Origin of the sequence: Chryseobacterium sp. (assembly GCF_041914225.1) — a bacterium.
In the GTDB taxonomy this organism is placed as follows: domain Bacteria; phylum Bacteroidota; class Bacteroidia; order Flavobacteriales; family Weeksellaceae; genus Chryseobacterium.
Map to the genome: position 1 here is coordinate 117668 of NZ_JAYSDT010000004.1, position 13810 is coordinate 131477.

The 13810-nt window shown below is 38.0% G+C and carries 11 protein-coding genes; 7 read left to right on the forward strand and 4 right to left on the reverse strand.

All coding sequences use genetic code 11. The features are described 5' to 3' along the window. Window positions 1-152: 152 nt before the first annotated feature. Window positions 153-1460 (reverse strand): UDP-N-acetylglucosamine 1-carboxyvinyltransferase, encoded by a 1308-nt coding sequence (gene murA, locus ACE3RB_RS03375; RefSeq protein WP_374462900.1) that lies wholly within the window; start codon window positions 1458-1460, stop codon window positions 153-155. After that, window positions 1460-2125 carry a DUF4290 domain-containing protein gene (locus ACE3RB_RS03380; RefSeq protein ID WP_002976781.1) on the reverse strand — a complete coding sequence of 222 codons (666 nt, stop codon included), beginning with the start codon at window positions 2123-2125 and terminating at the stop codon, window positions 1460-1462. The genes murA and ACE3RB_RS03380 overlap by 1 nt, the downstream gene beginning before the upstream one ends. A 187-nt stretch (window positions 2126-2312) precedes the next feature. Here ACE3RB_RS03380 and ACE3RB_RS03385 point away from each other — a divergent pair, with 187 nt between their 5' ends. Continuing rightward, the gene (locus tag ACE3RB_RS03385; RefSeq protein ID WP_131435757.1) at window positions 2313-3752 is read left to right on the forward strand and encodes an alpha-amylase; all 1440 of its coding nucleotides are present in this window, start codon (window positions 2313-2315) and stop codon (window positions 3750-3752) included. Between the two features lie 152 nt (window positions 3753-3904). Here the strand turns inward: ACE3RB_RS03385 and ACE3RB_RS03390 are convergent, their stop codons facing one another. Beyond that, entirely contained in the window at window positions 3905-4315 is a 411-nt protein-coding gene (locus ACE3RB_RS03390; protein WP_374462901.1) for a thiol-disulfide oxidoreductase DCC family protein, read from the reverse strand. A gap of 4 nt (window positions 4316-4319) precedes the next feature. Beyond that, entirely contained in the window at window positions 4320-4787 is a 468-nt protein-coding gene (locus tag ACE3RB_RS03395) for a heme-binding domain-containing protein (protein WP_374462902.1), read from the reverse strand. 430 nt (window positions 4788-5217) lie between these two features. Here ACE3RB_RS03395 and katG point away from each other — a divergent pair, with 430 nt between their 5' ends. The 6 genes from katG to ACE3RB_RS03425 all read left to right on the forward strand — a co-directional run bounded on the left by katG (window position 5218) and on the right by ACE3RB_RS03425 (window position 13743). Further along, the gene (gene katG, locus ACE3RB_RS03400; protein WP_374462903.1) at window positions 5218-7497 is read left to right on the forward strand and encodes a catalase/peroxidase HPI; all 2280 of its coding nucleotides are present in this window, start codon (window positions 5218-5220) and stop codon (window positions 7495-7497) included. A gap of 541 nt (window positions 7498-8038) precedes the next feature. After that, window positions 8039-8257: a hypothetical protein gene (locus tag ACE3RB_RS03405; protein WP_374462904.1), complete on the forward strand. Its 219-nt coding sequence runs from the start codon at window positions 8039-8041 to the stop codon at window positions 8255-8257. Window positions 8258-8511: 254 nt separating this feature from the next. Continuing rightward, on the forward strand, window positions 8512-8814 hold the full coding sequence (locus tag ACE3RB_RS03410) for a hypothetical protein (protein WP_374462905.1): 303 nt from the start codon (window positions 8512-8514) through the stop codon (window positions 8812-8814). 216 nt (window positions 8815-9030) lie between these two features. After that, window positions 9031-9588, forward strand: a complete 558-nt coding sequence (locus ACE3RB_RS03415; protein ID WP_374462906.1) for a T9SS type A sorting domain-containing protein — start codon at window positions 9031-9033, stop codon at window positions 9586-9588. Between the two features lie 10 nt (window positions 9589-9598). Continuing rightward, window positions 9599-12481 carry a hypothetical protein gene (locus ACE3RB_RS03420; protein WP_374462908.1) on the forward strand — a complete coding sequence of 961 codons (2883 nt, stop codon included), beginning with the start codon at window positions 9599-9601 and terminating at the stop codon, window positions 12479-12481. A gap of 5 nt (window positions 12482-12486) precedes the next feature. After that, window positions 12487-13743 carry a DUF6443 domain-containing protein gene (locus tag ACE3RB_RS03425; protein WP_374462909.1) on the forward strand — a complete coding sequence of 419 codons (1257 nt, stop codon included), beginning with the start codon at window positions 12487-12489 and terminating at the stop codon, window positions 13741-13743. The last annotated feature ends 67 nt before the right edge of the window (window positions 13744-13810 follow it).

Here is a 13810-nt window from a genome sequence, read left to right on the forward strand (position 1 = left end):
TTTAAACTTACTTAAGTGAACTTTTAAAATGAGCCCTTTTGTGACTTTTGTGGTTTTATAAAGTGTAAAACAATTTCAGTGGTAAAAAAGAAAGTAGTCAAACAAAAAAGCGTTCAGAATATTCCGAACGCTTTTGTTTTAAATAAATAATTTTAAATTCTCTCGATGTCAGCACCAATAGCCCTTAGCCTGCCATCGATATTTTCGTATCCTCTGTCGATTTGCTCGATGTTGTGGATAATTGATTTTCCTTCTGCTGAAAGCGCAGCAATAAGAAGTGCATTTCCGGCTCTGATGTCCGGGGAAACCATTGTGGTTCCTCTTAACGGCGCTTCCTGGTTCAATCCGATTACGGTAGCTCTGTGCGGGTCACATAAAATGATCTGAGCCCCCATGTCGATTAATTTATCAACAAAGAATAACCTGGATTCAAACATTTTCTGATGAACCAGAATACTTCCTTTTGCCTGAGTAGCCACTACTAAAATGATAGATAATAAATCCGGTGTAAATCCTGGCCATGGAGCATCCGAAATAGTCAGGATAGATCCGTCAATAAATTTCTGGATTTTATAATGTTCCTGAGCAGGAATATAAATATCATCATTGCTCTGCTCAAGCTGGATCCCTAATTTTCTGAATGTGTTAGGGATAACACCAAGCTGGTTCCAGTTTACATTTTTGATGGTGATTTCAGACTTTGTCATCGCTGCAAGACCAATCCAGGATCCGATTTCAACCATATCCGGAAGCATCGTATGCTCAGTTCCTCTCAGATAATCTACTCCTTCAATGGTAAGAAGGTTAGACCCGATTCCTGAGATATTGGCTCCCATTCTGTTCAGCATTTTACACAATTGCTGAAGATAAGGTTCGCAGGCAGCATTGTAGATTCTTGTTTTACCTTTTGCCAAAGCAGCTGCCATTACAATATTGGCAGTTCCGGTTACAGAAGCTTCTTCAAGTAAGATAAATTTTCCTCTTAATTCTTTAGCTTTTAAAGAGTAGAAATATTCTTCTTCATCGTAATTAAATTCAGCACCTAATTCAACAAGTCCCTGGAAGTGGGTGTCCAGTCTTCTTCTTCCGATTTTATCACCTCCCGGAGTCGGCATATAAGCTTCTCCATAACGGGCAAGCATTGGCCCCATCAGCATAATCGATCCACGTAATTTTGCTCCGTCTTTTTTGAATTCGCTGGATTTTATATAATCAAAATTTACCTGATCCGCTTTGAAAGTATAATCTCCCTGTCCGTTTTTCGTAACTTTTACCCCAAAATCTCCAAGAATTTCAATCAGTCTGTTCACATCATGAATATCCGGAATGTTTTTGATTCTTACTTCTTCGTCCGTCAGGAGAACCGCACATAAAATTTGTAGAGCCTCATTTTTGGCTCCTTGTGGAGTTATTTCACCCTGCAGTCTTTTTCCTCCTCTTATTTGAAATGTTCCACTCATTATTTTCTGTTTTTATGATTGTTATTATGCCTTCTTTTGTTGGGCTGGTTATTGTTCTTATTATTGCTGTTGTTCCTGTTGTTATTGTTATTATTTCGGTTGTTGTTATTATTGGTGTAATAGATTTTACTTTTTTCAAGAGAATCTATTCCGGTAAGATCCAACCTGTTTTCAGACAGTTCTTTCAGGTGGCGGAAAATCACATCATCCGTCACATGTTCTTTATTATAGACATTGTAAGACTTCTTCATGTTGTTGGCAATCACTTCAATAAGAGCTTCTTTTTCTTCTCCTGTTTCTAGTTCAATTGCTTTTTCTATCAGTTGAAGAATACTTTTTCCGTAAAACTTAAAGTCACCCTGAAGTTTTGGATATTCCATTCTTTTAGGTCTTTCAGCCAATTGTTCCCTGGTAGGAAACGGATAGGGAGATTCTACATCCAGATCATAATCTGCAAGAATAAAAAGATGATCCCAAAGTTTATGTTTATAATTTTCTTCGTCGCGAAGTTGCGGGTTTCTCTGACCCATAAAATCGATGATTGCCATAGCCATTTCATTCCTTTCCTCTTTGGTAGGAAGTTCTTTACAGCGCTCAACCAACTGTTGTATAATTCTGCCGTATTCCGGCATATGAAGCTGAGTTTTTTGGGTGTTATATTCCATAGTATGCAAATATATGGATTAAAAGAAAAATTGTTTCGAGAATCTTAAAATTTTATGATTTTTTAATGAAAAATTTAAATGTCTTTCTTCCTGATTTATTATTGAAAATTAAAATATTTCCCATTCATTTGAATTTGTTTTTAATAAAATTGTATCTTGTTTAATAGATTCATAATTAATTATTGCGATGAAAAAAACATATTTTTTTCTTTCCCTGCTGGCTTTAGCGTTTGCTCACTCATGCCGGAACAGTGATGAATTAACAATGGAACCTTCCAAAAAGGAAGAGGTCCACAATAAAACGGTGAATGTAACGAATCATGACGGGCGGCCTTTCAGTACAGGAAGCGGTTCAGGCTCTGCACAAAGTAAATTTATTGCCGGACCCGGCGGTGGCGTATTGATGCAGGGTTTCTACTGGGATGTTCCTGATGGCGGCAACTGGTGGAATACTGTTAAAGATAAGCTGACAGCGTGGTCCAATGCAGGAATTGGTGCTGTATGGCTGCCTCCCGCATCAAAAGCACAAAACGGAGCATACTCTATGGGATATGACCCTACAGATTATTATGATTTTGGAAACTTTAATCAGAATGGGAGTGTGGAAACCCGTTTTGGGTCAAGGGCCGAGCTGGAGGCATTAATTACCAAAGCGCATGATGAAAATATGCAGGTGTATGCAGATATTGTGATTAACCATAACAGCGGCGGGCAATCCGAAGCCAATCCTTTTACCGGAACCAATACCTGGACGGATTTTTCGGGAGTAGCTTCAGGAAAGTTCCAGAGAAACTATAATGATTTTTATAAGAATGCCTACGGAAATAATGATGAAGGAGCTTTTGGAGGTTTCCCGGATCTGTGCCATGCCAATCCTCATGTGCAGGACTGGCTCTGGGGAAGGGACGATTCTGTTGCTAAATATTATAAAAACGTGATGAAATTTGATGGCTGGAGGTTTGATTACGTCAAAGGTTTTGGCCCGTGGGTTGTCAATACATGGAATTCTAAGGTTGGAGGATTCTCTGTGGGAGAGCTATGGGATTCCAACGTGAATACATTGGACTGGTGGTCCAGTAATGCCAACAGTTCTGTATTTGATTTTGCAGCTTATTATAAAATGGATGAAGCGTTTGACAATGGAAATTTAAATGTTCTGAATGATGATATGATGTGGAAAAGAAACCCTTACAAAGCAGTCACTTTCGTAGCCAATCATGATACAGATATCATCTACAATAAAATGCCGGCATATGCTTACATTCTGACCCATGAAGGATATCCGACTATTTTTTACAGGGATTATGAAGAATGGCTGAACAAAGAAAGACTTAACAACCTGATCTGGATTCACAATAATAAAGCTACCGGCACAACTTCTATTCTGTATACCGACAATGATGAATATATAGCAAGAAGAAACGGGTATAATGGTAATCCGGGGCTTGTTGTTTATATCAATACTTCATCAAGCTGGCAGGAAAGATGGGTGGAAACCAACTGGAGCAGTCAGCAGATTAAAGATTTTACAGGGAATTCAAGCTGGTATCCAACGACTCAGGGAGATAAATGGGTGAAAATCCAGTGCCCACCAAATTCTTATTCTGTTTGGTCGCTTAATTTATAAGTAATAAGTAATGAATGTGGTGAAAATTAGTTTTTATCACTAATCCCAGCTTGTTATTATCCACTAAGCTTGTCATTCCGTAGGAATCTCTACAACCTATTTTAATGTGTTGCAAGAAGTTCTTATGGAATGATATTTTTCTGTAAGAAAAATTACACCTGAATAAACTTCTTTCTCTGGTGCTGATCCGGCAGATAACACTTCTGATTGGCCAGCTTCATTCTGTTTTTCGAAACAAGATCGTAGATTTTGTCACTCAGAAACTTAGGAATAATTTTACCTAAAAAAGCGAGGGAGTATATTCCTCCTAAAAGTTTGGCAATCTGGAATATTGCTCTTGATTTAATCAGATAATATTTTCCCGGTTTCCAAAGATACATGGTATTGAATACATGAGTATCTAGCCCCCTTTCGGATAAAAACTGCTGTCCGAATTCAGACTGAAGAGAAGCAAACATGAACTGGTCTTTCCTGTCCCGCTCCAGAATCCACTGCACCCAGAAATTACAGACACCACAGTCTCCGTCAAAAAAAACAATATGTTTATTTTCCCAGTTTTCCACAACTTTATTTATTAAACATGATTCCTCTCTCAGTATCTTCTTTTACCTTTTTGAAATATTGAATAAGATCTGTACGCTGTTCATCCGAAAGTTTGGCATTCTGATGCCCTATATAATAAGATTCAAGCGGCATTTCTTTCTTTTCAACCATTTCTATACATTCATCCAGTTTATGAAGCTGTCTTTGAGGCTCATAGACTGCAAAGGTAGAAAAATTAAGGCTTTTTCTGCCTTCATTAATGTGATTTTTTACCCACCATGATGCAGGGGAAATATTGGCATACCATGGATATGTTGTTTCGTTGGAATGGCAGTCATAACATGAAGTCCTGATGGTACGGGTAATTTTTTCCGGAGTATTTTTTATTTTCAGAAAATCCATGCCGGGTGTGAGCGGCGGATTGGTCTTATCAATAGGGAAGAATTGAATGATGATAAAAGCAACGAGAATGACTACAATTATTTTTTTCATAGCAGTGTTCATATTTTGATAAATATAAAGGTAGTTAATTTTTTTTATGTCTTTGGCTGGAAGTGTGAGCAGAGAAAACTTACCGGGTCAGTTTTTATTTAACTACTAATTTCCTATTCATTTATACAAATGTCTTGAAGATATTTTTTGTCTGCCATAACTTCCAGCTTCCTCCTTCCTTCTTCCCGCTTTTTCCCTTACATTGAGTTATTCTAAATAGAGCAAAGCCAACCCAGTGAATTTAAAAAATGATTAACTTAATACCACAATTATGTCTTAGGTTTAATGTGGTCAGAAGAATTTATTTATAGTTTTTAACTATCATTTAAATAAAAATTAATAGATTGTATTTATTATTTAAACGTTGTAGGTTTGTGATGTTCTTACAACAGAGAATGTAACTGAATTAATCAACATAAAATAAACGACAATGGAAAAAGATTTGAATGACATCAGCAAATGCCCGTTTCATAACGGAACCATGAAGAAGAATAATGTCGCCGGCGGCGGAACCAAAAATTCTGATTGGTGGCCTGATCAGCTTAGAGTGGATCTGCTTCGTCAGCATTCTTCCCTCTCTGATCCTATGGATAAGGATTTTGACTATGCCAAAGCATTTGAAAGCCTTGATCTGGAGGCTGTAAAAAAAGACCTTCACGCATTGATGACAGATTCACAGGATTGGTGGCCGGCAGATTTTGGACATTATGGTCCGCTTTTTATCCGTATGGCATGGCACAGTGCGGGAACGTATCGTGTAGGTGACGGAAGAGGGGGAGCAGGAGCAGGGCAGCAACGCTTTGCACCGTTAAACAGCTGGCCGGATAACGTGAGCCTTGATAAAGCCAGAAGATTACTTTGGCCGATCAAGCAGAAATATGGCAGGAACATTTCCTGGGCCGACCTTTTAATTCTTACCGGAAACGTTGCTCTTGAATCGATGGGCTTTAAAACATTCGGATTTGCAGGAGGACGTACAGACGTATGGGAACCGGATTCCGATGTATATTGGGGATCAGAAAAAACATGGCTTGGAGGTGATTTACGTTATGCTCATGGCTCAGAAGGAGTAGTAGAAGGAAAATCAGCTGTTCTTCCTACAGATGATGATGCAGATGGGGATATTCATTCAAGAAATCTTGAAAACCCATTAGCTGCCGTACAGATGGGACTTATTTATGTAAACCCGGAAGGACCGGACGGAAACCCGGACCCGATTGCAGCAGCTAAAGATATCCGTGATACTTTTGGACGTATGGCGATGAATGATGAAGAAACTGTTGCCTTAATTGCCGGAGGACATACTTTTGGTAAAACACATGGAGCGGGTCCTGCAGATCATGTAGGTAAAGAACCGGAAGGTGCAGGAATAGAGCTGCAGGGACTCGGATGGGCAAGTACTTATAAATCAGGAAGCGGAAGAGATGCCATTTCCAGCGGTCTGGAAGTAACCTGGACAGAAACTCCGACTCAATGGAGTAATTATTTCTTTAAAAATCTTTTTGAAAATGAATGGGAACTGACAAAAAGCCCTGCAGGCGCTCACCAATGGGTAGCCAAAGATGGTGCTGAAATCATTCCTGATGCATTTGATTCTTCTAAAAAGCATAGGCCGACAATGCTTACAACAGATCTTTCTTTAAGATTTGATCCTGTTTACGAAAAAATTTCAAGACATTTTTATGAAAACCCTGATGCGTTTGCTGATGCATTCGCAAGGGCATGGTTCAAGCTTACCCACAGAGACATGGGACCACGCGCTCGTTATCTGGGGCCGGATGTTCCACAGGAAGAACTTATCTGGCAGGATCCTATCCCTAAAGTGGACCACGAACTGATTGATGAAAATGATGCAGAAGCATTAAAATCAAAAATACTGAACTCCGGATTGAGTATTTCCGAACTGGTATCTACAGCGTGGGCTTCAGCTTCTACTTTCAGAGGAAGTGACAAGCGTGGTGGTGCCAACGGAGCCAGAATCAGACTTGAACCTCAGAGAAACTGGGAGGTCAACAATCCTTCACAATTAAATAAAGTATTAGGTGTTCTGAAAGGAATTCAAGAAGAGTTCAATGATTCTCAAAGCGGAGGTAAGAAAATATCATTAGCCGATCTAATCGTTTTAGCAGGTAATGCTGCTGTTGAAGCGGCAGCAAGAAACGCAGGCCAGGATGTGAAAGTTCCTTTTGTTCCCGGAAGAATGGACGCTTTGCAGGAGCAGACTGATGTAGAATCTATGAACTATCTTGAACCTGCTGCTGACGGATTCCGTAATTATCTGAAAAGAAAATACGCAGTATCTACAGAATCCTTACTGATTGATAAGGCACAATTATTAACGCTTACGGCACCGGAACTTACTGTATTGATCGGAGGAATGCGTGCGTTGGATACAAATTTTGACGGTTCTAAACATGGGATCTTCACAAATCGTCCGGGTATTCTTACCAATGATTTCTTTGTAAATCTTTTAGACATGAGTACTCAGTGGAAAGCAATGTCGGATGATAAAGAACTGTATATAGGAAGTGACCGTTCAACCGGCCAGCCAAAATGGACTGCAACCCGTGCTGATCTTGTCTTTGGATCCAATTCTGAATTGAGAGCAATCGCTGAGGTGTACGGAAGCTCCGATGCACAAAGCAAATTTGTAAAAGATTTTGTTGCTGCATGGACGAAGGTGATGAATCTGGATAGGTTTGATATATAGAAAATAATTTTTTAGATAATAGGATCGGCTGCCGAAAGGCAGCCGATTTTGATTTATTAGTATTAATAAGTTCTGTTGTTTTAAAATATTCTGATAAGCGACTAATAATCAGTACTAATACAAATGATAATCAAAATATTTGGCTGAAAAATATTATAGAACATGGATTCAATTGAGAATAATTTAAATCTATTAAGTGTTAGAAATGAGATGTTTAAGTGATGTAAAAAAATCATAACTAAAAAATTGTAGTTGATCAGAAACTATCTTACTTTCGTCATTGCAATCAGATATAAAATGGTTGATGGATATTCCAAACTGACAATATAAAATATAATACGACAAGTTTCGTCGCACTGCAGACGTATCTTTGTTTTGTTAAAGAAAGTTAATTAATTTCTTTTTGGATAAAGACTAAAAAATTCTAATTTTGCACGCATTAAAAACATAACTATGAAACAATAATTTTACTCAATTTGTGTATTTCTCATATACACTATAATTAAATCATTATTTATTTAACAATTAATACAACACAAGTATGAAAAAATTCTACATGTGTGCATTATCTCTATGCACTATTACAGGCATATCTGCCCAGGAAGTGGTGTGGCAGAAAGATATAAAGTCCTCAGCCCAGGATTTTTTAAGCCAGATCACAACAACTATTGATCAGCAGTATTTGATCACAGGAAGCAGTATTCAGACCGATAAGCTTAGGCAGAACAGTAAACAAAACAACGGTTACGATTCCATCTGATTAAATTAAACCAGCAGGGAGAACAGGTTTTTGAAAAATATTTTTCAGGAAACAATCACGACTATTTATCTTCAACGATTACTACTCAGGACGGTGGTTTTCTGATCACTGGCTCATCGTATTCAGGAAAGGGACTTGATAAAAAGGAAGATTCTAAAGGTGGCTCAGACATTTGGTTAATTAGAATCAATGAGTTTGGTGATGAATTATGGCAGAAAACTTTAGGAAGCTCATCAGATGAAGAAGCAAGAGCTGTGATTCAGTCTACAGATCAGGGATTCTTTGTTGCTGGAAGTGTACAAAATTCCTCTAAAGGTTATGGTTCAAAAGATGTTCTGATCATTAGGTTAGATAAGGACGGGAAGGTTCTGTCTGAGCAAACATTGGGAGGACGTGGACTTGATGAAGTAGAGAAGATGATCCCTACTCGTGATAGAGGAACACTACTTGGAATATATTCCAGAAGCTCTGTAAGTGGGACAAAGAAAACAGAAAACTTTGGCGAAGGTGATTACTGGATTGTAAAGCTGGATAAAAATGGGAAAGTAGAATGGTAAAAGAACTTTGGAGGAAAAGGTGATGATCATTTAAGAACTCTGGCATTAACTTCAACTGGCTTTATCATTGGCGGAGAATCCAGATCAGAAAGATCAGGTAATAAAACTGTCGGCCTGGAAGAAGGAACAGACCTTTGGCTGATTGCTTTAAATGAAAGAGGTGATGAGCAGTGGCAGAAGTCTTACAATTTTAAAAATAGAGATATCCTGATGGGAATGAGTGTAATAAATGGGAAGCAGGAAGATGGAAGCGGGAAGTCTAAAGGCATTCTGCTGGGAGGTTATACGCAGGCTGAAGGAAGAATAGAAACTGATGATGAAACCTTCTGGATGCTTTATCTTGACCAAAACGGAAATGAGCAGTGGAGAAAACATGTAAAAGGAGAATCCAAAAAGAAGGAAGAAAGGCTTTCTGATTTAAAATTGAACAGAGACGGTTCAATTGTAATGGCAGGAACGAGTGCAGAAGAACTAGGAAAAGAAAACTGGAAGATCGTAAAGTTGGGAGACAAGCAGGTTGATCAGTTAATTGAAAAATACGATATCAAAATCTATCCAAATCCAGTATCAGATTATGCTTATGTAGAAATTGGCTTTGATTTTAAAGATGCTGACATTCTGTTATATGATATGAGTGGAAGACAGCTTCAGAGTTTGAAGACTAAGAATAAGGTGACTAAGATTAATACCCAGGCTTTGGTACAGGGAGCTTATCTGGTGACTGTAAAAACTGACACCAATAAAACGGCGAATGCTAAATTAATTAAGAAATAAACACGAGATAATGAAAAAAACAATCTTTTCACTGGCAATCCTTGTTGCCGGTATAGGGCAGCTTTATGCCCAGCAACAGCAGGTTAATTTTGGGGATTTTTCCAGGCCTGTACCTTCCGTTTCTTCTTTGGCGACTTATTCCAATACTCCTGTTTCCAATGCCACAGGCCTACCGGATATTTCTTTGCCGTTATTAGGATTACCCACGCATAATAAGGCAGTCAGCCTTAACTTTTCATTATCTTACAACCCCCTGAATATAGCAGCTACGGAGCCAGCGAGTGAAGTAGGAACAGGATGGTCACTTTTTGCAGGAGGGGTAATTTCCAGAAGTATTGTCAATGAGTTCGATGAAAAATTTGATGATACAAGCACAGGCAACTATATAAAAAATAATTTCGATGATGTATATTACTATAATCTTCCCGGTATATCAGGTAAGTTCAAAATAATAAGAAATATCACAGCTAATACTTTTGAGCTCATCAACCTTTCTTCAAATAGGATCAAGATCGAATACACAAGAGATAGCAATACCGCCACTCTCATTTTTAATTCTTTTACCATTACCGACACCAAAGGAATTAAATATATTTTTAATGATTATAGCAGAAGTAACCAGCAACAGGATCTATATGGAATTTCTAACAAAATATACAAATCCGCATTTTTCTTATCACAGATTAAAGATGCCAACAACGTTGAACTGGCTAACTTTACATATCAAAAAGATATAAAATATAAGCCTGACGGCACCACCTTGCTTTATCAGACCTGCAAGCTGAAAACCATTACTTCGGCTGACATTGGAAAAATTGAGATCAATTATACTTATGATGCCAGTTTAGAGCAAACATTAAATGACCCTTATAGTATCAATAGTATTGTTCTCAAAACCAAATACGATGCAATGGTTTCGGGGTACTCATTTGAGTATTCCACTTACCCATTCGTTTATTTTAATGGATCGACATCTGAAAATATAAATAAAAGGACATTAACAAAACTTAAAAAGCTCAATAAAAATAATGTCATCTCAGAAACGACAGAGTTTAGGTATGCAAATCCTGATCCTAATTTACCTGATATCAATACAGGATATAATGGAACATTTCTTTGTCATGATCCAGATCTGACTAATAATCCTCACAGGGCAGTTTTAGGCTCTTTAAAAAAAATAATAAATCCGACAGGAGGAGTAACAGAATATAATTTTGAACCTAATGAGATCTATGTTGATAAAAGTAATGCAGATTACCTGTCTCCCATCTTAAACGGAGAAAACTTTGTAGATCCTGAACTTCAATATCCTGAAATATTCAAAGAAATTAATTTTAATACGAATCAAAGCAACAATTATAGCTTTACAGTTTCCGGGACAGCGGGTAAAGCAAAAAAGGTATATATACTTTATCATCTGGAAGAAAAATTCCCACCTCCAATCTATTGGGATGATTCTCCTACCTATGTAGCATGGAACATAGCTAATCCGGGTAATAATTATTATGACGGCGGTTATTGCAGTGCTGTCGGCTATAATGAAGATTATTATGTGAAAGCTTTTAATTTAATGCCAGGAATCTATACGATTCAATTTACCGGCTCGGGAGGCAGGGGAAGTATACAGTTTTATGATCTAAAGCATAAACCACAGCCTTTTACCAATAAAAGCTATATCAACAGTTTACGGATTGGAAACATCAAATATTACAATAGTATTAATGAAACGACTCCTGTGAAGATCACAAATTTTAAATATGATAGTTTTACAGATAGCAGAAGTTCCAGCGGCTATACCTTTTATCCTGAAGTAGAAGGTCATGAAGAGGGACAAAGCTATGTTTTATATCGAAATGTAAAAGTTTCCAATACTGATGATGGAAACGGATATATAAAGTATTATTATAAGACTCCCAATGACTATCCTGCTGAGCCTTATATCGTTAATGGTATTACAGCGTCTTACCAGCCGTATTATGGTATGGTGAAAGGTGGTGTTTTAGAAAAAGAAGAGGTATATAATGCTCAAAACAGCCTACTTACCGGAGAACAGTTTGATTACACTTTTGAGGCTATTCCCGATGCTCATGATTATCAGCTTTTCGGAAACGGTGCCAGTGTTTATAGTAAAGCAGCATGGCTCAAAAGATCATCAGTTACCTCCACCAGCTATTTTGGCAACAACCAAAGTATAGAAGAACAGTCTGAAACCAATTTTAACGTGTTCAATTTTGATGTATCCTCTACTAAAAAAGTAGTGGATGGAAATACCATAGAACAATTCTATACCTATCCTGAGGCAGGGTTTGCTAATCTTGCAGCAGCCCATATCCTCAATGTTCCTGTTATTATAGAGGAAAAGACAGATGGTCAACTCGTTTCACGTACAGAAACTAAGTTTACCAACCCGGCCTCCACTCGTCCTATTGCCGTAATGACTTCCAATATCGGGAATACTGTGCAAAAAACAGCCACCATAGATTTGTATGATGAAAAAGGAAATGCCATTCAGTTTACTTCTCCTGCAGGAATATCAACAACCGTGATATATGGCTATGATAAAACACAACCTATCGCTAAGATAGAAGGAGCAACGTATGCCCAGGTTTCTCCTTACGTTCAGGCTATTACAGATGCTTCCAATGCAGATGCTCAAAACCCTGCCAATGAACCGGCGCTCCTTACAGCATTGGATAATTTCAGAAAATTATCTGCATTGCAGAATTTTCAGGTTACAACTTATACCTATGATCCACTCATAGGAATGACAACAACAACCCCACCCAATGGAATCAGAGCAATTTATAAGTATGATGATCAGAACAGGCTACAGAAAATTACAGATATGAATGGAGTAACCCTGAAAGAATATCAATACAACTACAAAAACTAAACACAATGAAAAAAATAATACTACTCCTCAATTTGTTTGTGGTTGGTTTTTCCTATGCACAAACTAGCCTTACTTCGACAGAGAACTATGTATATGAGAAAAACTGTTTAACAGAAGACTGTTCCAAAAAAACAGAATCCGTGCAATACTTTGACGGGCTTGGAAGGGCAAAACAGAATATATCGATAAAAGCAACGCCCTCCGGAAAAGACATTGTGGTTCCCGTAGAATATGATGCGTATGGAAGACAGGTAAAAAGCTACCTTCCCGTTCCGCAATCAAGGACACAAAATGGTGCTTTATATACTAATCCTCTTTCTAATGCGTCTTCGCAATATGGCAGTGAAAAAATCTATACTGAAAAAGCATTGGAACCTTCTCCGCTGGGAAGAATACAGCAGCAAAAAAATGTTGGTAATGAGTGGAATACCCATCCTGTACAGTTTGAATACAACACCAATACGACGGGTGAGGTTTACCAATATGTTGTTTCCACTACATGGGAAAATGGAATCACCAAAGATACCCTCAGCATATCCTCCAATCAGACCTATCCGGCCAATCAGTTATACAAAAGTACAGTAACGGATGAAGATGGAAACAAAATCGTAGAATTTAAAAACAAAAAGGGACAAACCATCCTTGTCAGAAAAATGGGTAATAATACCTATTATGTTTACAATAAATATGGACAGCTGGTATTTGTAATTCCTCCGGAGGTAGCTCACAAGGCGATTACAAATGATCTTCTGAACAATCTGTGCTACCGCTATCGGTATGACACCTGGGGACGTCTGGCAGAAAAAAAGATTCCGGGAAAAGGCTGGCAGTACCTGGTGTACGATAACCAGAATAGGTTGGTAGCTTCACAGGACGTCAATCTTAAAGAAAAAGGACAGTGGATGTATACCACATACGATCAGTTTGGAAGAGCTGCTTTTACCGGAATAGCTACCGGTGGAGATAGAAAAACAGAACAGGGACTGGCTGACGGAATTACCAACAACAATGTGAAAATGAGCAGTTCAATTATTTTTAACAGACAGGGAATGGATATCTTTTATGATCCTGCTGCTTCGTATCCTGCTGCTTCTAAATGGGTCACTTTGTTATCCGTTAATTATTATGATACTTACCCCAATTATAGTTTTAATCCTGCTTTTCCACAGTTGATCCAGGGGACAGCCGTTTTAAAAGATACTCCCGTTGATGGTAAAAGCACCAAAGGTCTCCCTGTGATGAACTTTGTGAAAAATATTTGAGGATGATAACTGGACCAAAAACTATGTTTATTATGACCAGAAAGGAAGAACGGTAGGTTCTTACAGT